Consider the following 20,518-nt stretch of genomic DNA (forward strand, 5'->3'; position numbering starts at 1 on the left):
AACCTGCAAGCTACCGAAAATACTGTAGGAGCGAGCCTGCTCGCGATGGACTTCCGGGCACCGCTGGGTATCTGGCCCCCCGCGTTATCGTTAACGTCCATCGCGAGCGGGCTCGCTCCTGCAAGGGAGCGCAAAGGTGTTATCAGAAGCGGATTGCAGCAGCCGGGACCACATCGATCCGCGCCACCGAACCGCTCAGGTCGGCCCAATCCCTGTTGTGTTCGGCAATGATGTCTTCGGCAGTGGTATTGCCATTGTCGACGGTGGAATGCGCGTCGGCGGCCAGCACCACGTCGTAGCCCAGTTGATGCGCCTGGCGCAGGGTTGCATTCACGCAGTAATCGGTTTGCAGGCCACAGATGACGAGGCGTTCGAAGTCCTGCACCGGCACCAGGTTTTGCAGGTTTGTCTGATAGAACGAATCACCGGTGGTTTTACGTACGCGATGATCGTCGGGTGAAGTGTGCAGTCCTTCGGCCAATTGCCAGCCTGGAGCGCCGTGTTTCAGGAGATCGCCCTCTTCTTCGTGCTGGATCAGCACCACCGGAACGCCGGCCTTGCGCGCCCGGGCAGAAAGGTCATTGATGGTGTCGATGACCCGTCCGATCTCGAAGCACTCGTACTCACCGGAACACAATGCCTGCTGGACATCGATGATTAACAACGCAGTGGTCATGATTTCCTTCCTTGAAGTGTCGAGGGATCAGGGGACGAACATAAGCCCGTCCCCCGCCAGATACAACCCTCAATAACCCAGCGACAACCCGGTATTGCGCCGTGGATCGTTGGCCCCGTAGAAACGGTTCTTGCCTACCGGCTTGCCACCCAGGGATGGCGCGCCGACCAGGATCGCCGCCAGGTGGTTGGCGTCCTGGGGACCGGTAAACTTGTGCCCCCAGCTTTCGAGGATCTTCACCGTGTCCGGGCTGGTGGTGAAGGCTTCCAGGTTGGTCTCTTCCGGCAGCCACTGTTGGTGGAAACGCGGCGCATCCACCGCTTCCTGGATGTTCATGCCGTAGTCGATCACGTTGAGCATGGTCAGCAAGGTCGCGGTGATGATGCGGCTACCGCCCGGCGTGCCGACCACCATCACCACTTTGCCGTCCTTGGTGACGATGGTCGGGCTCATGGACGACAGCGGCGCCTTGCCGGGTGCGATGGCATTGGCCTCGCCCTGCACCAGGCCGTACATGTTCGGTACGCCGATCTTCGAGGTGAAGTCGTCCATTTCATCGTTGAGGATGACCCCGGTCTTGCTCGCCATCACACCGGCACCGAACCAGTCGTTGAGGGTGTAGGTCACCGACACCGCGTTGCCCCACTTGTCGACGATGGAGTAATGCGTGGTGTTGTTGCCTTCATGGGGCGCCACGCCCGGCTTGAGTTCACTGGATACCGCGGCCTTTTGTGGCTTGATCGCTTCGCGCAGCTTGGTCGCGTAGTTTTTATCCAGCAGGTGGGCAATCGGGTTCTTCACGAAGTCCGGGTCGCCCAGGTAGCTGTTGCGGTCCACATAGGCATGGCGCATCGCTTCGATCTGGTAGTGCATGCCCTGGGCCGAGTGATAGCCCAAATCCTTCATCGGATAACCTTCGAGGATGTTCATGATCTCGCAGATCACCACGCCACCGGAGCTTGGCGGCGGTGCCGAGACCACGTGGTAGCCACGGTAGTCGCACTCGATGGGCGCCAGTTCGCGGGTCTTGTATTTGTCGAGGTCGGCCTGGGTGATGATGCCCTTGTTGGCCTGGCTGGAGGTGACGATGGCGTCGGCCACCCAACCTTTATAGAAACCGTCGGCGCCTTTCTCGGAGATTTCCCGCAGGGTCTTGCTCAGGTCCTTTTGCACCAGTTTCTGGCCGACCTGCATCGGCTCGCCGTTGCTGAGGAAGATCGAGCCGGAATCCTTGATGTCCTTCTTGAACATGTCGGTGGCGTAGTCCAGCAGATCGACGTCACCCTGCTCCAGCACGAAACCGTCTTCGGCCAGCTTGATGGCCGGGGCGATGATTTCCTTGCGCGGTTTGGTGCCGTACTTGGACAGCGCCAGTTCCATGCCCGATACCGTGCCCGGCACACCCACGGCCAGGTGGCCACGGGTACTCAAGTCGGGAACGACGTTGCCTTCCTTGTCCAGGTACATGTTGGCGGTGGCGGCCAGCGGCGCCTTTTCACGGAAGTCGAGGAAGGTCTTGCGCCCGTCCGCCAGTTGAATCGTCATGAAACCGCCGCCACCGAGGTTACCGGCCGCGGGGTAGACCACCGCCAGCGCATAGCCGACCGCGACCGCCGCGTCGACGGCGTTGCCGCCGTTCTTGAGCACATCCACACCCACATGGCTGGCCAGGTGCTGGGCGGTGACCACCATGCCGTTTTCCCCGGTCGCCGGGGCCACGGAGGCGGCATGGGCGGTCAGGCAGCTGAGTGCCAATGAGGTCGCTATCAGCGATTTGGCAAAAGGTTCGTACTTCATGAGTCGGTCTCTTCTTGTTATTTCGTAGGAAAACGCTTCAAAAGCCGTAGCCAAGTATGGTCGGGATTACGTATTGCGCCTCCCCATCGAGACAGTATCCTTAACGCCTGTTCAGCAATTTCGCACGAGCCCTGACATGACCTATACCTGCATCACCGTGGCGTCCCCGGTCGGCCAGTTGAAGCTGGTCGCGAACGGTTCACGACTGGCGGCCATCCTCTGGGAAAACGACAAACCCGGCCGGGTGCGCCTCGGACCGATGAGCGAAGCGCCGGACAACCCGATCCTGGTGCGCACGGCTGCGCAGTTGCGCGAATATTTTGCCGGCCGCCGCGAACGCTTCGAACTGGACCTGGATTTTGCCGGCACGGAATTTCAGAAGCAGGTTTGGGCGGCGCTGCTGACCATCCCGTTCGGCGAGACCCGCAGCTACAGCCAGATCGCCGAACAGATCGGCAACCCGACCGCGGTCAGGGCCGTGGGTGCGGCGAATGGCAAGAACCCGATCTCGATCGTGGCACCCTGTCACCGGGTGATAGGCGCGTCGGGCAAGCTCACCGGGTTTGCCGGTGGGCTTGAGGCCAAGGAGCTGTTGCTGACCCTGGAAGGTGGGCAATGGCCCGGCACGGCACGCCTGCCAGGCTTTTGATCATGCCTGGGCGAAGAGGTTTTTCATCGCCGCATACTGCAACAGCATGATGGTCTTGGCGTCGCAGATCTCGCCGCGGTAAAACGCTTCGAGCGCGTCCTCGAATGCCCACTCCAGCACTTCGAGCTCCTCGGTTTCCGCCTCCAGCCCACCGCCGTCGCTGACCTTGGACTTCGCGTCGTATTCGGCAATGAAGAAGTGCAGCTTTTCCGTCACCGACCCCGGGCTCATGTACGCCTCGAATACCTTCTGCACATGGTGCACGCGATATCCCGTCTCTTCCTCCGCTTCATCGCGGATGCGATCTTCAGGCGTCGCGCCTTCCAGCAGCCCCGCCGCCACTTCGATCAACAGCCCGTCGTGACCGTTGACGAACACCGGCAGGCGAAATTGCCGGGTCAGTACCACGGTTCGCTTTTCGCGGTTGTACAGCAGAATCGCCGCGCCATTGCCACGGTCGTAGACTTCGCGGGTCTGGCGTTGCCACTCGCCGTTGTTGCGTTGGTAATCGAAGGTGATTTTCTTGAGCAGGTACCAGTCGTGGGACAACACCTGAGACTCGACGATGTTGACCCGTTCGGCTGTGTTCGACATGACAACGCGTCCTGTTACTGGTCTGAGAGGGCGCATGATAATTGAAAAGGAACAGCGCTTGCCCCCCCTCAAGCAAGCTGCGCGTTGGCGACGGTTCAACTTTTCCGGGGATGGAACAATCGCTGCAACCGGGATAGGCTGCGGCTTCAATGCCATAAGGACATAGCCATGAACCTGCGTATCGAACTGTCGCAAAACCCCACGGAAGAACAACGCCAGGCCATCCTCAAGCCACTGCGCGCCTACAACGGCTCGAAGGCCGAAGGCAACGTGCCCGAGCACATCGCCTTGCTGGTGCGCGACGACAACGACGAAATCCTCGGCGGCCTGCATGGCCGGTTGTTTTACCAGTGGCTGTACATCGACTTGCTGGTGGTGCCGGAACAGGCGCGGGGACAGGGGATGGGTTCGAAACTGATGCAGATGGCCGAGGACCTGGCGCGGGAACGGCGCTGCGTCGGGCTGTGGCTCGACACCTTTGAATTCCAGGCGCCGGATTTCTACAAGAAGTGTGGCTACTGCGAGATCGGGCACATTGCCGACTATCCACCGGGCCACAAGCATTTCTTCTTCCAGAAGCGCCTGAGCTACTGACCCATACCGCCCCCCCCCCTGTAGGAGCGAGCTTGCTCGCGATGGTCGTCAACGAAAACGCTGGATGCCTGACACCCCGCGGCGTTCCGATTTTTTTCGCGAGCAAGCTCGCTCCTACAGGGGGAACAGCGTCAGATCACAGGCAAGTCGCCAACGCCGCCAGCCGGCGCTTGGCCACGAAATCATCCTTCTGTGCGTAGTAGCTCAACACCGTGCCCGAGGCATCGGTGGTCACGTCGACGAAAGACTCCGCCGAGCGGGTATAGACTGTCGTGCCGCCCTTCTCGCCAGCTTGCAGATAGGCAGCGGCATCGACGCCGAACACGGCCTCGTCCTGCCAGGAAAACTGCACGCACTGGGCGACGTCTTTTCCCGGTTTTTCCGACTTCAGGGTCTTGTAGGGGGCCTTGGTGCGGGCATCGTTCATTGCCGAGCCGGCGCATCCCGCCAGCAACGTCACGGCCAGCGCCACCATCAGAATTCGCATTGCATTCACTCATCAGGAAAAAGCGGACTTTATCACCCTGGCAGCCCGTATCGTTCTGCTTTACTTCATTTATACCGCGACACCGCGCAACGATTCGCGCACCCTGTCGCGCCAATACCGCCGCATCGCGCCTATCACTGGAATTCTGATGACACCCAATGCCGAGTTTTACAAACCGACCGCTGAATACGCCGACAAGCTGATCAGCCAGATCGGCCAGACGCCTTCCTGGATCGCCAAGCGAATCGGCGTCACCGACAAGCGGATTCGTTACATCCTCAACGGCGAAAGAACCGTCAAAGGCGAAACCACGCCGATCCAGATGACCTACACCGAACAGTTCGCCCTCGAATGCCTGGCGGCCGCCGCCAAGGCCAGCAAGCAGAAGTCTTCGTAACCATTCTCAAGGAGTGACCATGGCGACAACCGAACTGCAGCATGAGCAAGCACTGAAGCGGTTTCTTGATGCGCGCCCCGAATTGCGCGAAGAGCTCGACCACCTCAACCCGCTGTTGGCTCAGGCCAAGGGTGAAACGGCGGCACAGTATCGTGAGGAACGACTGCACGAAGCCTTTGAAGCTGAAGCAGAACGCCAGCAATTGTTCGCTTGGGAACTGACGTTGCAGTTAACTGCCGCCACGCCCTTGGACTACGAAGCGCAACGCCTGGAAGTGCACCGGGAAGTGGCGGAAATGGCCGGCATGGACTGGCTGGAATATTGCGAGTTGAACGGGATAAAACCCTAAGCACTGTTCAGGGAAACCATCACCGATGCTGCCCAACACCGCCAGGACCCACGCCAGCCCCGGTCACTTGCACACGCAGAAATGGCGCGGGCGCATAGGCCTGAGCCTGGTGGCCATGCTCTCGGTACTCGCCGGCATGACCGACGCCATCGGCTTCATGGCCAGCGGCGACTTCGTTTCGTTCATGAGCGGCAATACCACCCGGATGGCAGTCGCCATCAGTGCTGGTGACCTTGGGTTGACCCTGCGCCTGGTGATCCTCGTCGCCACTTTCATCGTCGGCAACGCGCTGGGCATTATCGTCAGCCGGCTGGGTGGCCGCCGGGCCCTGCCTCTGCTGTTGTGCATCGCCACCCTGCTGTGCGCCGCCGCGGCCTGGCCCTATGACGCGCAACTGCCGGCCCTGCTGGCGGCGATCATCGCAATGGGCATGCTCAATGCCGCGGTGGAAGAAGTGAACGGCCTGCCGGTTGGCCTGACTTACGTTACCGGCGCCCTGTCGCGTTTCGGCCGCGGGCTGGGCCGCTGGATGCTCGGCGAGCGTCGTAACGGCTGGCGCGTGCAACTGATCCCCTGGACCGGCATGTTCGCCGGCGCGGTACTCGGTGCCGTGCTGGAACATCACCTGGGGCTCAAGGCGTTGTTTGCCAGTGGCCTGCTGGCTGCCGGGCTCGGGGTGTTGTCGTTGAAGATCCCGCGGCGCTGGCAGTTGGGGTATATGCCGCGCTGAGTGTTGCATCGCCTGTACGACCGCCTTCGCGGGCAAGCCCGCTCCCACAGGTTTTGTGGTCATACCGCAATCTTTGGCATGGCACAGATCACTGTGGGAGCGGGCTTGCCCGCGAAGAGGTCCGCGCAGACAACATCACTTTAGCCGACCCGCCGATAAAGCATTATCATGGCCGCAGTTTCGCTGATCGAGTCCGTCATGAAGTTCGCCATCGCCGTGTTTTCCGCCGCCCATGCGCCCTCCTCGCGCCGCGCCCTGCTGTTCGCCCAAGCGGCGCTGGCCGGCGGGCACGAGATTGTCCGGCTGTTTTTCTATCAGGACGGCGTCTACAACGCGTCCGCCAGCGTGGTCACGCCCCAGGATGAAGCGGACTTGCCCAGGCAATGGCGCACCTTTGTCAGCGACCATCAACTTGATGGCGTGGTGTGCATCGCCGCCGCCCTGCGTCGTGGCGTGTTGAACGAGGAAGAAGCCAGGCGCTATCAGCGCGAGGCTGTTGCCGTCGGTGCGCCGTGGGAATTGTCCGGACTCGGCCAGTTGCATGACGCGGCGCAGGATGCCGACCGCCTGATCTGTTTCGGAGGCGCATGACATGGCCAAATCCTTGTTGATCATCAGCCGTCAGTCGCCATGGTCCGGCCCGGGCGCGCGCGAAGCGCTGGATATCGTACTGGCCGGTGGCGCCTTCGATCTGCCGATTGGCCTGTTGTTTCTCGATGACGGCGTGTTCCAGTTGGCCGCCAATCAGAACGCCAGGGCCTTGCAACAGAAAGACCTGAGCGCCAACCTGCAAGCCCTGCCGATGTTCGGTGTCGAGGAGTTGTTCGCCTGCGGCGACAGCATCAGCCAGCGTGGCCTGGACCCGGACGGTCTGTCGCTGGAAGAAGCCCGGGTATTGGCCGCCGACGAAATCACTGCCCTCATTGACCGTTACGACCAGGTGATCACCCTCTGATGTCGACTTTGCATGTGTTGTCTCATTCCCCGTTCGGCGACGATCGCCTGACCAGTTGCCTGCGCGTGATCGGCGCCAACGACGGCTTGCTGCTGTCCGGTGATGCGGCCTATGCGTTGCAGCCCGGCACCGCGCCGTTCACCGCGCTCAGCGCCCGTGGCCTGAAGCTGTTCGTCCTCGCCGAAGATGCCCAGGCCCGTGCGCTTGCGGTACCTGACTGGGCCGAGGCCATCGATTACCCGGCCTTCGTCGAACTGTCGATTCACTACGACAAGGTCAACAGTTGGCTATGAATGCATTGACGGTTGGCGCCCGCGCCATCGAGCTGGACAAGGACGGTTTCCTGGTCGAACTCAGTGACTGGTCCGCCGATGTCGCCAGCGCCCTGGCCGCTGCCGAAGACATCGAGTTGACGCCCGAACACTGGGAAGTCCTCGAACTGCTGCGCAGCTTCTACGCCGAGTTCCAGCTGTCACCGGCCACCCGCCCGTTGATCAAGTACACCGCCTTGAAGCTCGGCCCGGAAAAAGGCAACAGCCTGCACCTGAACCGACTGTTCAAAGGCACTCCCGCCAAACTCGCCGCGAAACTGGCGGGCCTGCCCAAACCGACGAATTGCCTATGACCGACTATCCAGCACTGACACTCGAAACACCTGCCGAGCATCCGTTCGCCCAATTCGTGCGGATCCTTGGCAAAGGCAAACGCGGCGCCCGTGACCTGACCCGGGCCGAGGCTCGCGAGGCCATGGGCATGGTGCTCGATGAAAGGATCGAGGAAACCCAGCTCGGCGCCTTCCTCATGCTGTTGCGGCACAAGGAAGAAAGCGCAGAGGAGATGGCGGGCTTCACCGAGGCATTGCGCGACCGCCTGAGTCCTCCGGCGCTGGCGGTAGACCTGGATTGGCCGACCTATGCCGGCAAGAAGCGGCACCTGCCGTGGTATCTGTTGGCGGCCAAGTGCCTGGCACAGAACGGCGTGCGGATTTTCATGCACGGCGGCGGCGCCCACACGGCCGGTCGCCTGTACACAGAGCAACTACTGGGCGAATTGAACATCCCGCTGTGCCGCGACTGGCAACAGGTCGGCTCGGCGCTGGATAACGGCGGCCTGGCCTTCATGCCGCTGGTGGACTGGGCACCGCAGTTGCAACGGATGATCGACCTGCGCAACACCCTCGGCCTACGCTCGCCGATCCACTCGCTGACGCGGATTCTCAATCCGCTGGGCGCACGTTGCGGCCTGCAGAGCATTTTCCACCCTGGCTATCAGGCGGTGCATCGCGATGCCAGCGGGCTGCTCGGTGATACCGCCATCGTGATCAAGGGCGATGGCGGCGAGATCGAGATCAATCCTGACGCCGACAGCCACCTGTACGGCACCACCGGCGGCGAGAGCTGGGATGAGGAATGGCCACAGATGTCCGCGCAGCGTCACGTCAAACCCGCCGCGCTCGATCCCGGGCACCTGAAAGCGGTGTGGCGTGGTGACGTGGTCGACAGCTACCCGCAAATGGCCTTGATTTCGACCATGGCCCTGGCACTTCGCGGCCTCGGACAGAGCCGCGAACAAGCCTTCGAAACCGCCGAGCAATACTGGGCCGCTCGCGACAAATCGATTTAACCGATCATTCGCGCCCGATCTTTGCGCTTTTTGTTCGAACTCATCGGAATAGACTCAACTCCAACGATTATCGGTTTCGGGAGTCTTGAACATGGGTTTGTTAGTGGATGGCCGCTGGCAGGACAAGTGGTACGAAAGCAGCAAGGACGGCGCGTTCCAGCGTGAACAGGCGCAGCGCCGCAACTGGCTGACCGCAGACGGCAAGCCGGGACCGACCGGCGTCGGTGGTTTTGCGGCCGAACCCGGGCGCTATCACCTGTACGTGTCCCTGGCCTGTCCATGGGCCCATCGCACGCTGATCCTGCGCAAACTCAAAGGCCTCGAAAACCTGATCGACGTTTCGGTGGTCAGTTGGTTGATGCTGGAAAACGGCTGGACCTTCGACCAAAACCTGGGTTCGACCGGCGACAAGCTCGACCACTTCGAGTTCATGCACCAGCGCTACACCGCCGACACCGCCGACTACACGGGCCGCGTCACCGTACCGGTACTGTGGGACAAACAGCTCAAGCGCATCGTCAACAATGAATCATCGGAAATCATCCGCATGTTCAATGGTGCCTTCGACGATTTGACCGGTAACGACCTGGACTTCTACCCGGCGCCGCTGCGCGCAGATATCGACGCATTGAACGAGCGGATTTATCCGGCGGTGAACAATGGCGTGTACCGCGCCGGGTTTGCCACGTCGCAACAGGCTTATGAAGAAGCGTTCGATGATGTATTCGCCGAGCTGGACCGACTGGAGCAACTGCTGGGTGCCAATCGCTATCTGGCGGGCGAATACCTGACCGAAGCGGACATCCGCCTGTTCACCACGCTGATTCGCTTCGACGCGGTGTACTACGGGCACTTCAAGTGCAACCTGCGCCGGATTGCCGATTATCCGAACCTGTCGAACTGGCTGCGGGAAATCTATCAGTGGCCGGGGATTGCCGAGACGGTGGACTTCACCCACATCAAGCACCACTACTACGCCAGCCATCGGACCATCAACCCGACTGGAGTGGTGCCGAAAGGTCCGGCACAGGACTTCGACGCGCCCCATGACCGGGAGCGGTTGAGCGGGAAAGGGGTTTGGCGCAAGCGCCGGGTTTGATCCGGATATTGCAGAGCTTTCAAGGGCCTCTTCGCGAGCAAGCCCGCTCCCACATTCGACCGAGTACTTCCTGAAGAACACGGTTAAATGTGGGAGCGGGCTTGCTCGCGAATGGGGGCGACCCGATTTCTAGACCTGCCCCTGAGCCCCTTCGAACCACGCCAGTTTCTCGCGCAATTGCACCACCTCGCCCACGATCACCAAGGTCGGCGCATGCACTTCATGCTCCGCCACCAGTCGCGGCAAGTCCGCCAGGGTGCCGGTAAACACCCGCTGGTTGATCGTGGTGCCCTGCTGGATCAACGCTGCCGGGGTATCTTTGCCGCGACCATGCTTGATCAACTGCTCGCAGATGATCGGCAAACCCACCAACCCCATGTAGAACACCAGAGTCTGTGCGGGTGCGACCAGATCGGCCCAAGGCAAATCGGTGGAACCATCCTTCAGATGCCCGGTGACAAAGCGCACCGATTGCGCGTAATCGCGGTGCGTCAGCGGAATCCCGGCATAGGCCGCGCAACCGCTGGCCGCCGTGATCCCCGGCACCACCTGGAACGGAATGCCCTGGGCCGCCAGTTCCTCGATCTCTTCACCACCACGACCGAAGATGAACGGATCGCCGCCCTTCAGGCGCACCACACGCTTGCCCTGTTTGGCCAGATCCACCAATTGCTGGTTGATCTGATCCTGCGGCACCGCATGATCGGCTCGGCGCTTGCCGACGTAAACCCGCTCGGCGTCGCGACGGCACAACTCGAGAATCGCCGGCGCTACCAAACGGTCGTACAGCACCACGTCGGCTTGCTGCATCAGGCGCAAGGCGCGGAAGGTCAGCAGGTCGGGATCACCTGGGCCGGCGCCCACCAGATAGACTTCGCCGGTGGCAACCGGCGCTTCGCCATCGATCTTCGCTTGCAACAAACGCTCGGCTTCGGCGCCCTGCCCGGCCAGTTGCCGATCGGCAATCGGACCCTGGAAAACATCTTCCCAGAACGCCCGGCGCTGCTGCACATCCGGAAACAGGCCTTTGACCTGATGCCGAAAACGCGCCGCCAACCCGGCCAGATGACCGTAGGTGGAAGGAATCCAGGTTTCGATCTTGGCACGGATCAGGCGTGCCAGCACCGGCGCATCGCCGCCGCTGGACACCGCGATGATCAGCGGAGAACGGTCGACGATCGCCGGGAAGATCACGCTGCACAGGGCCGGCGCATCCACCACGTTGACCGGCACGCAACGCCGATGGGCATCGGCGGAGACTTGCGCGTTCAGCGCCTCGTCGTCGGTGGCGGCAATGATCAGCCCGCAACCGTCCAGGTCCGTTTCGGCGTAGCCACGCAACAGGCACTCGCCACCGCTGCCGGCAACCAGTTCGCGCAGTTGCGCTTCGATTTCAGGTGCAACCACCCGCAGCAGCGCACCGGCATCGGCCAGCAGGCGGGATTTGCGCAAGGCAATCTCCCCCCCACCGACGACCAACACACGACTGCCGCGAAGGTTGTGAAACAGCGGCAGATAGTTCATTTAACCGATGACCTCAAGGCCACCCATGTAAGGCTTGAGAACTTCCGGCACACGGATCGAACCGTCGGCCTGCTGATAGTTCTCCAGCACCGCGACCAGGGTACGACCGACTGCCAGACCAGAGCCGTTCAGGGTGTGCACCAGTTCCGGCTTGCCGGTTTCCGGGTTGCGGAAACGCGCTTGCATGCGACGGGCCTGGAAGTCGCCGCAGTTGGAGCACGACGAGATTTCGCGGTATTTGTCCTGGCTCGGGATCCACACTTCCAGGTCGTAGGTCTTGACCGCGCTGAAGCCCATGTCGCCGGTGCACAGCGCCAGGGTGCGATAAGGCAGTTCCAGCAACTGCAGGACTTTCTCGGCGTTGGCGGTCAGGCCTTCCAGTGCTTCCATCGACTTCGACGGCTCGACGATCTGCACCATTTCAACCTTGTCGAACTGGTGCTGGCGGATCATGCCGCGGGTGTCGCGACCGGATGCACCGGCTTCGCTACGGAAGCACGGGGTATGGGCAACGAACTTGATCGGCAGCAGTTTCGAATCGACGATTTCGCCAGCAACGATGTTGGTCAGCGACACTTCGGCGGTCGGGATCAGGTACAGGTCGGCTTCGCCTTCGCGGGCGATCTTGAACAGGTCTTCTTCGAACTTCGGCAGCTGGCCAGTGCCTTGCAGCGCCGGCGCCTGGACCAGATAAGGCGTGTAGGCCTCTTCGTAGCCGTGCTCGGTGACGTGCAGGTTGATCATGAACTGCGCCAGGGCGCGGTGCAGACGGGCAATCGGGCCGCGCAGCAGGGCGAAACGGGCGCCAGACAGCTTCGCGGCGGTTTCGAAGTCCAGCCAGCCGAACTTCTCGCCCAGGGCCACATGGTCCTGGACCGGGAAGTCAAAAGCCTTCGGCGTGCCCCAGCGGCGCACCTCGACGTTGCCGTCTTCGTCATCGCCTACCGGCACCGATTCATGCGGCAGGTTGGGAATGCCCAGCACGATCGAGTCCAGTTCGGTCTGGATCGCGTCCAGTTCGACTTTACCGGCGCTCAATTCACCCGCCATGCGCTCGACGTCCGCCATCAGCGGCGCGATGTCTTCGCCGCGCTGCTTGGCCTGGCCGATGGATTTGGAGCGCGCATTACGTTCAGCCTGCAGTGCTTCGGTGCGGGTCTGGACGGTCTTGCGCTGTTCTTCCAGCGCTTCGATGCGCGCAACATCCAGCACAAAGCCACGGGATGCCAGGCGGTCCGCTACGTCCTGAAGGTTGCTACGTAACAGTTTGGAATCGAGCATGTCGGTTTCTCGTTTATCAAAGTTTGGTCAAGGACAGGCCGGCCCAGGTGGCAAGCAGCCCGCCGAATACGCTGAGCGCCGCATAGCCCAGGGCCAGCGGCACTTGCCCGCTTTCCAGCAGGCGCACCGTATCCAGTGAAAAGGATGAAAAAGTCGTCAGCCCCCCGAGGAAGCCGACCATCAACCCGGCACGCACCTCGATGGGCACCTCCGGGCGTATCAAAAACAGACCGTATAGAACGCCGATCAGCAAACAGCCCACGATATTAACGGCCAGCGTCGCGGTATAGAAGTGCCGCGGCCAATTCGCGTTGACCCAATTGCCGGTGGCGAAGCGCAACAATGTACCGGCTATCCCGCCGGCGGATACCGCAACGATCAAAGGAAGCACTATTTTCTCCGCTGCCTTGGGCTTAAACGGTCGAGTTTCGCCAGGTGATTGAGTTTTTCGCCGATTTTCAGCTCCAGGCCACGGGGCACCGGCTGGTAAAACGGAATCGGCTCGAGCTCTTCCGGGAAGTAATCTTCCCCGGCGGCATAGGCGTCCGGTTCATCGTGGGCATAACGGTATTCATCGCCATAGCCCAACTGCTTCATCAGCTTGGTCGGCGCATTGCGCAAGTGCAGCGGCACTTCCAGCGAGCCATGTTCGGCGGCGGCGCGCAACGCGGTCTTGAAGCCCATGTACACCGCGTTGCTTTTCGGCGCGCAGGCCAGATAGGTGATGGCCTGGGCTACCGCCAGTTCGCCCTCGGGGCTGCCAAGGCGTTCCTGCACTTCCCACGCCGCCAGGCACAGGCTCAGGGCGCGGGGGTCGGCATTGCCGATGTCTTCGCTGGCCATGCGCACCACGCGCCGGGCCAGGTACAGCGGGTCGCAACCACCGTCGATCATCCGCGCAAACCAGTACAGCGCGCCATCGGGGTTGGAGCCGCGCACTGACTTGTGCAGCGCGGATATCTGGTCGTAGAACGCTTCGCCGCCCTTGTCGAAACGCCTGCGGGTATCGCCGAGCAGGCTTTGCAGCAGGTCGGTGCCCATCTCGCTGTTGTCTTCGGCCAGATCCGAGGCGTTCTCGAGCAGATTCAGCAGGCGCCGGCCATCGCCATCGGCGGCGGACAGCAGCATCTGGAAGCCCTCATCGCTGAGGGTCAGGTTGCGCTTGCCCAGGCCCCGTTCCTCGGTCAGCGCACGCTGCACCAGCTTGCGCAGCGCCGCTTCGTCGAGGCTCTTGAGCACATAGACCCGTGCCCGAGACAGCAAAGCGTTGTTCAACTCGAACGAAGGGTTCTCGGTGGTGGCGCCGATGAAAATCAGCGTACCGTCTTCGACATAGGGCAGGAACGCATCCTGCTGGGACTTGTTGAAACGGTGCACTTCGTCGACGAACAGGATGGTGCGCTTGCCGTATTGCCCGGCCTGCTGCTTGGCGATTTCCACCGCCTGACGGATTTCCTTCACGCCGGCGAGCACCGCCGACACCGTTTCGAAGTGCGCATCCGAGACTTCCGCGAGCAGTCGCGCCAGCGTGGTCTTGCCCACGCCCGGCGGCCCCCAGAAAATCATCGAATGCAGGGCACCCTGCTCCAGCGCTTCGCGCAAGGGCTTGCCGCGAGCGAGCACGTGTTCCTGACCGACGTACTCGTCCAGATTGGTCGCGCGCAAACGGGCGGCCAAGGGCTGGGCGATGGGGGCACTGCGAAACAGATCCATGACTACTTGTGAAACCTCACTGGTTCTCTATCCCCTGTAGGAGCGAGCTAGCTCCGGGCGGCGTTCCGACGATGGTCGTCAACGATAACGCTGGCGACCTGACACCCAGCGGCGCGCTCAGGTTCATCGCGAGCGAGCTCGCTCCTACAGAGGTTTTGCGACTTATTCCTGGATTACATCGGCACCCTTGGGGATGTCGAACTTGAACCTGGACGCCGGGATCGGCTCGTTGGCCTTCACCCCGGTGAACAGGATATTGGTGCGCTGGCCGACGCTGTCAATCATCTGCATATCATTGACCAGGCCATTGCGGAACGACAGGCGCAGGCTGTCGAACAAGGTGTCCTTGGTTTTCGGTTTCAGGGTGAAATCGATCACACCACCGGCTTCCTTGGCACTGATGTCGAAGCTCTGGCTGATCTTCGACACGTCACCGGACAGCAGCAACGCGGGCGTCTGGGTCAGACGCTCATCGAGTTTCTTGATGGTGGCCTGCTCCAGGTCCGGGTCCCACAGGGTGACCTTCTTGCCGTCGGAAACCATGGTTTGCTCGGCTGGCGCATTGGTGTGCCAGTAGAACAACCCCGGACGTTGCAGCGACATGTCGCCAGCGGTTTCCTGCAACTGGGTGCCGGTGCCGTCGAGGGTCAGCTGAGAGAAACGTGCGGTCAGGGTCTGGGATTTTTCCAGCAATTGGGTCAGGCGTGCCACGTCCTTGTCATCGGCGTTAGCCTGGAGCGTGGTCAAGGCCAGTACCGGCAGCAACAGCATGCGGATCAGACGCATGGGAGTCCTCATAACATTCGTGGGAGTGCGAGCGGTGCCACGGGCACCGCCCCTTTCATACTCGGGTCAGTCGCGCACCGGGCCCGGGGCCAGGACTTCTCGCGAACCGTTGGTGTTCATGGACGTCACGACCCCGGCCATTTCCATGGCTTCGATCATGCGCGCGGCGCGGTTGTAGCCGATCTTGAGCTTGCGCTGAACCGCGGAAATGGAGGCGCGACGGCTTTCCAGCACGAACTGGACCGCTTCGTCGTACAAGGCGTCGGCCTCGGGATCGTCTCCGTCGCCGCCACCGCTGCTGCCTTCGAAGCCGCTACCCGCCTCTTCGACGCCATTGAGAATGTCGTCGTTGTATTCCGGCGCGCCGCGCAGTTTCCACGCCTCCACCACGCGGTGAACCTCATCGTCGGACACGAAAGCACCGTGAACACGAATCGGCAGGCTGGTACCCGGCGGCATGTAGAGCATGTCACCGTGGCCCAGCAGTTGCTCGGCACCGCCCTGGTCGATGATGGTCCGCGAGTCGATCTTGCTCGATACCTGGAACGCCATGCGGGTCGGGATGTTGGCCTTGATCAGGCCGGTGATCACATCCACCGACGGACGCTGGGTCGCGAGGATCAAGTGAATACCGGCCGCACGGGCCTTTTGCGCGATGCGTGCGATCAGTTCTTCAACCTTCTTGCCGACGATCATCATCATGTCGGCGAATTCGTCGACCACCACCACGATGGTCGGCAGCTTGCTCAGCAGCGGCGCTTCGTCGTGGATGCTCTCGCGCTTGTACAGCGGATCGCTCAACGGCTCGCCGGCATCCTGGGCTTCCTTGACCTTGGCATTGAAGCCCGACAGGTTGCGCACGCCCATCTTGGCCATCAGCTTGTAGCGGCGCTCCATCTCGGCAACGCTCCAGCGCAGGGCGTTGGCGGCGTCCTTCATGTCGGTGACCACCGGGCACAGCAGGTGCGGAATGCCTTCGTAGATCGACAGTTCCAGCATTTTCGGGTCGATCATGATCAGCTTGGCGTCTTCCGGGCCGGACTTGAACAGGATCGACAGGATCATCGCGTTCACGCCCACCGACTTACCGGAACCGGTGGTACCGGCCACCAGCAGGTGCGGCATCTTGGCCAAGTCGGTGATGACCGGCTTGCCGCCGATATCGTGGCCCAGGGCCAGGGTGACCGGGGATTTGAAGTTGTCGTACTCGGGGGTCGACAACACCTCGGAGAAACGCACGATCTGCCGGTCTTCGTTGGGAATCTCGATACCGACCGTGGTCTTGCCCGGAATCACTTCCACCACGCGCACGCTGGTCACGGCCAGGGAACGGGCCAGGTCCTTGGCCAGGTTGGCGATGCGGCTGACCTTGACGCCGGCGGCCGGCTGAATTTCGTAACGGGTAATCACCGGCCCCGGATGAATCGAATCCACGGTGACTTCGACGCCGAATTCCTTGAGCTTGATTTCCAACAGGTGGCCAACCGCCGCCAGGGATTCAGGCGAATAATTGAGCTGTTTCTTTTCCGCGGGATCGAGAATCGAGATCGGCGGCAAGGTGCCTTCCACGGCGCTGTCGACGAACAGCGGCGCCTGTTTCTCTTTTTCGACGCGCTTGCTCGGTGCGGCAGGCTTCGGTGGCGCGGGCGCGATCACCGGCGGCACCTGCTTCTCGCGATCGGACATGTGCTTGCTCAGGGCTTGCTCACGCTCAATCAGGCGTTCCTTGACCTTGGCCTGCTCGCGCTTGTCGGAGACGCTCGGCGCAACCACTTCATCCATACGGTCGTCGACTTCACGCAACTGGGCGACCAGCTGTTTGCGCTCGGTACGGGCCGCCCACCAGCGATTGGCCGCGCCCTGGAACAGCTCGAACAGATCGAGGGTGATCTTGCCGGTGACATCCATCACCTTGAACCACGACAGGTCGGTAAACACCGTCAGGCCGAACAGGAACAATGCGATGAACAACAGGGTGCTGCCCTGGATATTCAGGGCGTTGCGGGCCAGGTCGCCGAGGCTTTCGCCCAGCGCACCGCCAGCGCCGGCCGGCAGACCGGTCGCGGCATGGAAATGGATATGGGCCAGCGCCGCGCCCGACAGTACCAGGAACACCAGGCCGATCAGGCGCCAGGAGAACAGCCAACCGCTCCATTGCCACGGCTCGTGACGCTGGCGGAAGATCTGGTACGCCTTGATCGCCAGCAGCAACGGGAAGATGTAGGCGAAGTAACCCAGCACCATGAACAGGATATCGGCGCTGTAGGAACCCGCTGGCCCGCCGAAGTTCTGCACGTCGTCGATCTTGCTGTTATGGCTCCAGCCCGGATCATCCTTGCCATAGGTCAACAAGGCCATCATCAGGAACAGGCACAAGGCACCGATGGCGATCAGCGCACCTTCCTTGAGTCGGTAGTGCAAATGCTGGCGCCAGAGCGGAACGACGGCTGGTTTGGGTGCTGCGGTGGATTTCTTCAAAACGCTTCTTTTCCTGCGCCCATGGCGCGTCCATCTGTTGAATGTCTATAAAAACCGGCAAAAAAACTGCCCAATCCAGGCAGGTAAAAAAGTTAACACGCGTAACCGGGACTACTTTTAACACTGCGCCCCGGTTTTTATAAACACGGCGCGCACTGAATATATGTAACACGCAGGGCATTGTACGGGTTTGTACGCACGACGCCATGCTTGAGACCCTTGGGTGTAGCATAGTCAACAGCACATGACATGCTGTTCAATTTGAGCATGCATTCTCTTTTGTGACAAAGGCTTATGAGGTGTTTTTATGAGCGCAGCGAAGCATTCCCGCCTGATTATCCTGGGCTCAGGCCCTGCCGGTTACAGCGCAGCCGTTTATGCCGCCCGCGCCAACCTCAAGCCCGTTGTCATTACCGGCATACAGGCAGGTGGCCAGCTCACCACCACAGTCGAGGTCGATAACTGGCCAGGCGACGTCGAAGGCCTGACCGGACCGGTCCTGATGGAGCGCATGCAAAAACACGCCGAACGCTTTGCCACCGAGATCGTTTACGACCACATCCATACGGCCAAGTTGCAACAAAGGCCGTTTGAACTGATTGGCGATGGCGCAACTTACACCTGCGACGCACTGATCATTGCCACCGGCGCTTCCGCGCAATATCTGGGCCTGCCGTCGGAAGACGCGTTCGCCGGCAAAGGCGTGTCGGCGTGCGCAACCTGTGATGGCTTCTTCTATCGCAACCAGGTGGTTGCAGTGGTCGGCGGCGGCAACACGGCGGTCGAAGAAGCGTTATACCTGTCGAACATCGCCAGGGAAGTGCACCTGATCCATCGGCGCGACAAACTGCGCTCGGAGAAAATCCTCCAGGACAAACTCTTCGAAAAGGCCGCCAATGGCAATATCCGCCTGCACTGGAACCAGAACCTGGACGAAGTGCTTGGCGATGCCAGCGGCGTGACCGGCGCCCGCCTGCGGGACAGCCATACCGGCGAAACCAGCGAACTGCCGCTGGCCGGAGTGTTTATCGCCATCGGCCACAAGCCCAATACCGACCTGTTCACCGGACAACTGGAAATGCGCAACGGGTATCTGCTGGTCAAGGGTGGCAGCGAAGGTGATGCCACCGCCACGGCGATTGCAGGCGTGTTTGCCGCCGGCGACGTGGCCGACCACGTCTATCGCCAGGCCGTTACGTCTGCCGGAGCCGGTTGCATGGCAGCACTGGACGCCGAAAAATACCTCGACGACATTCCTGCCGTTTGAAGGCAAACTTTACGGCGGGCCAACACCCCGCCACTGCCCTCCCCTTCTGCAAGCCCGGATGCCATGCTGACTTGGTTACAACGCAATACCTTGCATTTCCCGCCGCTGGAAAAGGCCATGCGCGACCCCAACGGGCTCCTGGCTGCCGGCGGCGACCTGTCCGCCGACCGGCTGGTCTCGGCCTATCGCCATGGCTGTTTCCCATGGTTCTCCGAGGGCCAGCCGATCCTCTGGTGGTCTCCGGACCCGCGCACGGTTCTGTTTCCCGACGAACTGCACGTCTCGCGCAGCCTGAACAAACTGCTGCGCCAGCAACGCTATCAAGTGACCTTCGACGCGGATTTTGCCGCCGTCATCCGCGCCTGTGCGGCCCCCCGGGATTATGCCGACGGCACCTGGATCACCGAGGCGATGCAGGATGCCTACATCGAACTGCACAGGCGCGGTCACGCGCACTCGGTGGAAGTGTGGGACGGGGACGAACTGGTCGGCGGGCTGTATGGCCTGGCGATGGGTCGGTTGTTTTTCGGCGAGTCCATGTTCAGCCGCGTCGACAACGCCTCGAAATTCGGCTTTGCCACACTGGTGCGCCATCTGAAAGACTCGGGTTTTGTCCTGATCGATTGCCAGATGCCCACCGATCACCTGCACAGCCTGGGAGCGCGGGCGATACCCCGCCGCGAGTTTGCCGGCTATCTGGCCAGATATCTGGATCAGCCTAACGCCGCCACCTGGGTTTGCTGAGCGTCTTTTGCGCACGTGGCTTACAATTAACAAAAGCATTATCCCGAGGGTTGATCATGACCGAGTTGGCGCGCTTGAAGTTCTATGCCACTCAGCCGCACTCTTGCAGTTATCTGCCCGATGAACAGGCCACTACCCTGTTCCTCGACCCTAGCCAGCCCATGGATGTGCATGTCTATGCAGACCTGTCGGAGATGGGGTTTCGTCGCAGCGGCGATCATCTCTACCGGCCGCATTGCCAGAACTGCAATGCGTGCGTACCGGCGCGCATTCCCGTGGGGCAATTCAAGCCCAACCGGCAACAGAAACGCATCTTCAAGCGCAACACGGATTTGCAGGTGCGCCCGGCCAAGCCCCGCTTCAACGAAGAGTACTTCGACCTTTACCAGCGCTATATCGAGCAGCGTCACGCCGATGGCGACATGTACCCGCCAAGTCGCGACCAGTTTTCGACATTCCTGGTGCGGGACCTGCCGTTTTCACGTTTTTATGAGTTCCGCCTGGACGGCCGGCTGCTGGCCGTCGCCGTCACTGACTTGCTGCCGAACGGTATTTCGGCGGTCTACACCTTCTACGAGCCCTCCGAAGAGCGTCGCAGCCTTGGGCGCTACGCAATCCTCTGGCAAATCGCCGAGGCCAGCCGGCTTGGACTGGAAGCGGTCTACCTCGGCTACTGGATCAAAAACTGCAAAAAAATGAACTACAAGACTCAATATCGCCCCATTGAACTGCTGATTAATCAGCGCTGGGTGGTTCTAAACTAGAGCCGGCCCTA

Annotated in this window: 24 protein-coding genes; 14 read left to right on the top strand and 10 right to left on the bottom strand. The window is 61.3% G+C overall.

All coding sequences use genetic code 11. The features are described 5' to 3' along the window. Positions 1-142: 142 nt before the first annotated feature. Positions 143-676 carry a cysteine hydrolase family protein gene (locus ACLD1X_RS15385; RefSeq protein WP_429369021.1) on the bottom strand — a complete coding sequence of 178 codons (534 nt, stop codon included), beginning with the start codon at positions 674-676 and terminating at the stop codon, positions 143-145. 69 nt (positions 677-745) lie between these two features. Continuing rightward, positions 746-2,473 carry a gamma-glutamyltransferase gene (gene ggt / locus ACLD1X_RS15390; RefSeq protein ID WP_429369023.1) on the bottom strand — a complete coding sequence of 576 codons (1,728 nt, stop codon included), beginning with the start codon at positions 2,471-2,473 and terminating at the stop codon, positions 746-748. A gap of 136 nt (positions 2,474-2,609) precedes the next feature. On the opposite strand from ggt, the gene ACLD1X_RS15395 reads away from it, so the two are divergent. Then, entirely contained in the window at positions 2,610-3,122 is a 513-nt protein-coding gene (locus ACLD1X_RS15395; protein WP_429369025.1) for a methylated-DNA--[protein]-cysteine S-methyltransferase, read from the top strand. Here the strand turns inward: ACLD1X_RS15395 and ACLD1X_RS15400 are convergent, their stop codons facing one another. Further along, positions 3,123-3,716 carry an NUDIX domain-containing protein gene (locus ACLD1X_RS15400; protein ID WP_429369027.1) on the bottom strand — a complete coding sequence of 198 codons (594 nt, stop codon included), beginning with the start codon at positions 3,714-3,716 and terminating at the stop codon, positions 3,123-3,125. It abuts the gene before it with no gap. 168 nt (positions 3,717-3,884) lie between these two features. Between ACLD1X_RS15400 and ACLD1X_RS15405 the strand changes: the two genes are divergently transcribed. Beyond that, complete coding sequence (locus ACLD1X_RS15405) at positions 3,885-4,310, top strand: GNAT family N-acetyltransferase (RefSeq protein ID WP_429369029.1); 426 nt, start codon at positions 3,885-3,887, stop codon at positions 4,308-4,310. A 136-nt stretch (positions 4,311-4,446) separates the two neighbouring features. On the opposite strand, the gene ACLD1X_RS15410 is transcribed toward ACLD1X_RS15405, so the two are convergent. Beyond that, on the bottom strand, positions 4,447-4,797 hold the full coding sequence (locus ACLD1X_RS15410) for a hypothetical protein (protein ID WP_429369031.1): 351 nt from the start codon (positions 4,795-4,797) through the stop codon (positions 4,447-4,449). Between the two features lie 148 nt (positions 4,798-4,945). Here ACLD1X_RS15410 and ACLD1X_RS15415 point away from each other — a divergent pair, with 148 nt between their 5' ends. From ACLD1X_RS15415 to ACLD1X_RS15455, 9 genes are all read left to right on the top strand, one after another. Further along, positions 4,946-5,194 (top strand): hypothetical protein, encoded by a 249-nt coding sequence (locus tag ACLD1X_RS15415; RefSeq protein ID WP_429369033.1) that lies wholly within the window; start codon positions 4,946-4,948, stop codon positions 5,192-5,194. A 19-nt stretch (positions 5,195-5,213) separates the two neighbouring features. Then, entirely contained in the window at positions 5,214-5,543 is a 330-nt protein-coding gene (locus ACLD1X_RS15420; RefSeq protein ID WP_429369035.1) for a DUF6388 family protein, read from the top strand. A gap of 25 nt (positions 5,544-5,568) precedes the next feature. After that, complete coding sequence (locus ACLD1X_RS15425) at positions 5,569-6,273, top strand: YoaK family protein (protein ID WP_429369037.1); 705 nt, start codon at positions 5,569-5,571, stop codon at positions 6,271-6,273. A gap of 198 nt (positions 6,274-6,471) precedes the next feature. After that, the gene (gene tusD / locus ACLD1X_RS15430) at positions 6,472-6,864 is read left to right on the top strand and encodes a sulfurtransferase complex subunit TusD (RefSeq protein ID WP_429369146.1); all 393 of its coding nucleotides are present in this window, start codon (positions 6,472-6,474) and stop codon (positions 6,862-6,864) included. Position 6,865: 1 nt separating this feature from the next. Then, complete coding sequence (gene tusC, locus ACLD1X_RS15435; protein ID WP_429369039.1) at positions 6,866-7,228, top strand: sulfurtransferase complex subunit TusC; 363 nt, start codon at positions 6,866-6,868, stop codon at positions 7,226-7,228. Then, on the top strand, positions 7,228-7,521 hold the full coding sequence (gene tusB / locus ACLD1X_RS15440; protein ID WP_429369041.1) for a sulfurtransferase complex subunit TusB: 294 nt from the start codon (positions 7,228-7,230) through the stop codon (positions 7,519-7,521). Before tusC ends, tusB begins: the two co-directional genes overlap by 1 nt. After that, a complete protein-coding gene (locus ACLD1X_RS15445) occupies positions 7,518-7,853 on the top strand; it encodes a TusE/DsrC/DsvC family sulfur relay protein (protein ID WP_046037873.1) in 336 nt (111 codons plus the stop codon). The genes tusB and ACLD1X_RS15445 overlap by 4 nt, the downstream gene beginning before the upstream one ends. Continuing rightward, a complete protein-coding gene (locus tag ACLD1X_RS15450; protein ID WP_429369043.1) occupies positions 7,850-8,851 on the top strand; it encodes a glycosyl transferase family protein in 1,002 nt (333 codons plus the stop codon). Before ACLD1X_RS15445 ends, ACLD1X_RS15450 begins: the two co-directional genes overlap by 4 nt. A 91-nt stretch (positions 8,852-8,942) precedes the next feature. Further along, positions 8,943-9,950: a glutathione S-transferase family protein gene (locus tag ACLD1X_RS15455; protein WP_429369045.1), complete on the top strand. Its 1,008-nt coding sequence runs from the start codon at positions 8,943-8,945 to the stop codon at positions 9,948-9,950. A 129-nt stretch (positions 9,951-10,079) separates the two neighbouring features. Here ACLD1X_RS15455 and cysG read toward each other — a convergent pair whose 3' ends face one another. The 6 genes from cysG to ACLD1X_RS15485 form a co-directional block, all read right to left on the bottom strand. Further along, positions 10,080-11,474 carry a siroheme synthase CysG gene (cysG, locus tag ACLD1X_RS15460; RefSeq protein WP_429369047.1) on the bottom strand — a complete coding sequence of 465 codons (1,395 nt, stop codon included), beginning with the start codon at positions 11,472-11,474 and terminating at the stop codon, positions 10,080-10,082. Then, a complete protein-coding gene (gene serS, locus ACLD1X_RS15465; protein ID WP_429369049.1) occupies positions 11,475-12,755 on the bottom strand; it encodes a serine--tRNA ligase in 1,281 nt (426 codons plus the stop codon). A gap of 16 nt (positions 12,756-12,771) precedes the next feature. Continuing rightward, the gene (crcB, locus tag ACLD1X_RS15470) at positions 12,772-13,146 is read right to left on the bottom strand and encodes a fluoride efflux transporter CrcB (protein WP_123462490.1); all 375 of its coding nucleotides are present in this window, start codon (positions 13,144-13,146) and stop codon (positions 12,772-12,774) included. Continuing rightward, the gene (locus ACLD1X_RS15475) at positions 13,146-14,468 is read right to left on the bottom strand and encodes a replication-associated recombination protein A (protein ID WP_429369051.1); all 1,323 of its coding nucleotides are present in this window, start codon (positions 14,466-14,468) and stop codon (positions 13,146-13,148) included. The genes crcB and ACLD1X_RS15475 overlap by 1 nt, the downstream gene beginning before the upstream one ends. A gap of 162 nt (positions 14,469-14,630) precedes the next feature. Next, the gene (gene lolA, locus ACLD1X_RS15480; protein ID WP_429369053.1) at positions 14,631-15,254 is read right to left on the bottom strand and encodes an outer membrane lipoprotein chaperone LolA; all 624 of its coding nucleotides are present in this window, start codon (positions 15,252-15,254) and stop codon (positions 14,631-14,633) included. A gap of 66 nt (positions 15,255-15,320) precedes the next feature. Continuing rightward, positions 15,321-17,732, bottom strand: coding sequence for a DNA translocase FtsK (locus tag ACLD1X_RS15485; protein ID WP_429369055.1), 2,412 nt, complete (start codon positions 17,730-17,732; stop codon positions 15,321-15,323). Positions 17,733-18,039: 307 nt separating this feature from the next. Between ACLD1X_RS15485 and trxB the strand changes: the two genes are divergently transcribed. The 3 genes from trxB (at position 18,040) to ACLD1X_RS15500 (ending at position 20,507) form a co-directional block, all read left to right on the top strand. Then, positions 18,040-18,999, top strand: coding sequence for a thioredoxin-disulfide reductase (trxB, locus tag ACLD1X_RS15490; RefSeq protein ID WP_429369057.1), 960 nt, complete (start codon positions 18,040-18,042; stop codon positions 18,997-18,999). A gap of 63 nt (positions 19,000-19,062) precedes the next feature. After that, entirely contained in the window at positions 19,063-19,743 is a 681-nt protein-coding gene (gene aat / locus ACLD1X_RS15495; protein WP_413704444.1) for a leucyl/phenylalanyl-tRNA--protein transferase, read from the top strand. Positions 19,744-19,799: 56 nt separating this feature from the next. After that, positions 19,800-20,507, top strand: coding sequence for an arginyltransferase (locus ACLD1X_RS15500; RefSeq protein ID WP_429369060.1), 708 nt, complete (start codon positions 19,800-19,802; stop codon positions 20,505-20,507). Positions 20,508-20,518: the final 11 nt, after the last annotated feature.

Origin of the sequence: Pseudomonas sp. 18173 (assembly GCF_050432945.1) — a bacterium.
Taxonomy (GTDB): Bacteria; Pseudomonadota; Gammaproteobacteria; order Pseudomonadales; family Pseudomonadaceae; genus Aquipseudomonas.

Coding starts and splice junctions, on each gene's coding strand:
- ACLD1X_RS15455 (WP_429369045.1), top strand. CDS start 8,943: ATGGGTTTGTTAGTGGATGGCCGCTGGCAGGACAAGTGGTACGAAAGC.
- ACLD1X_RS15500 (WP_429369060.1), top strand. CDS start 19,800: ATGACCGAGTTGGCGCGCTTGAAGTTCTATGCCACTCAGCCGCACTCT.
- trxB (WP_429369057.1), top strand. CDS start 18,040: ATGAGCGCAGCGAAGCATTCCCGCCTGATTATCCTGGGCTCAGGCCCT.
- tusC (WP_429369039.1), top strand. CDS start 6,866: ATGGCCAAATCCTTGTTGATCATCAGCCGTCAGTCGCCATGGTCCGGC.
- ACLD1X_RS15475 (WP_429369051.1), bottom strand. CDS start 14,468: ATGGATCTGTTTCGCAGTGCCCCCATCGCCCAGCCCTTGGCCGCCCGT.
- serS (WP_429369049.1), bottom strand. CDS start 12,755: ATGCTCGATTCCAAACTGTTACGTAGCAACCTTCAGGACGTAGCGGAC.
- ACLD1X_RS15385 (WP_429369021.1), bottom strand. CDS start 676: ATGACCACTGCGTTGTTAATCATCGATGTCCAGCAGGCATTGTGTTCC.
- tusB (WP_429369041.1), top strand. CDS start 7,228: ATGTCGACTTTGCATGTGTTGTCTCATTCCCCGTTCGGCGACGATCGC.
- ACLD1X_RS15400 (WP_429369027.1), bottom strand. CDS start 3,716: ATGTCGAACACAGCCGAACGGGTCAACATCGTCGAGTCTCAGGTGTTG.
- cysG (WP_429369047.1), bottom strand. CDS start 11,474: ATGAACTATCTGCCGCTGTTTCACAACCTTCGCGGCAGTCGTGTGTTG.
- ACLD1X_RS15415 (WP_429369033.1), top strand. CDS start 4,946: ATGACACCCAATGCCGAGTTTTACAAACCGACCGCTGAATACGCCGAC.
- ACLD1X_RS15405 (WP_429369029.1), top strand. CDS start 3,885: ATGAACCTGCGTATCGAACTGTCGCAAAACCCCACGGAAGAACAACGC.
- tusD (WP_429369146.1), top strand. CDS start 6,472: ATGAAGTTCGCCATCGCCGTGTTTTCCGCCGCCCATGCGCCCTCCTCG.
- aat (WP_413704444.1), top strand. CDS start 19,063: ATGCTGACTTGGTTACAACGCAATACCTTGCATTTCCCGCCGCTGGAA.
- ACLD1X_RS15425 (WP_429369037.1), top strand. CDS start 5,569: ATGCTGCCCAACACCGCCAGGACCCACGCCAGCCCCGGTCACTTGCAC.
- ACLD1X_RS15420 (WP_429369035.1), top strand. CDS start 5,214: ATGGCGACAACCGAACTGCAGCATGAGCAAGCACTGAAGCGGTTTCTT.
- ACLD1X_RS15450 (WP_429369043.1), top strand. CDS start 7,850: ATGACCGACTATCCAGCACTGACACTCGAAACACCTGCCGAGCATCCG.
- ggt (WP_429369023.1), bottom strand. CDS start 2,473: ATGAAGTACGAACCTTTTGCCAAATCGCTGATAGCGACCTCATTGGCA.
- ACLD1X_RS15445 (WP_046037873.1), top strand. CDS start 7,518: ATGAATGCATTGACGGTTGGCGCCCGCGCCATCGAGCTGGACAAGGAC.
- ACLD1X_RS15395 (WP_429369025.1), top strand. CDS start 2,610: ATGACCTATACCTGCATCACCGTGGCGTCCCCGGTCGGCCAGTTGAAG.
- ACLD1X_RS15410 (WP_429369031.1), bottom strand. CDS start 4,797: ATGCGAATTCTGATGGTGGCGCTGGCCGTGACGTTGCTGGCGGGATGC.
- lolA (WP_429369053.1), bottom strand. CDS start 15,254: ATGCGTCTGATCCGCATGCTGTTGCTGCCGGTACTGGCCTTGACCACG.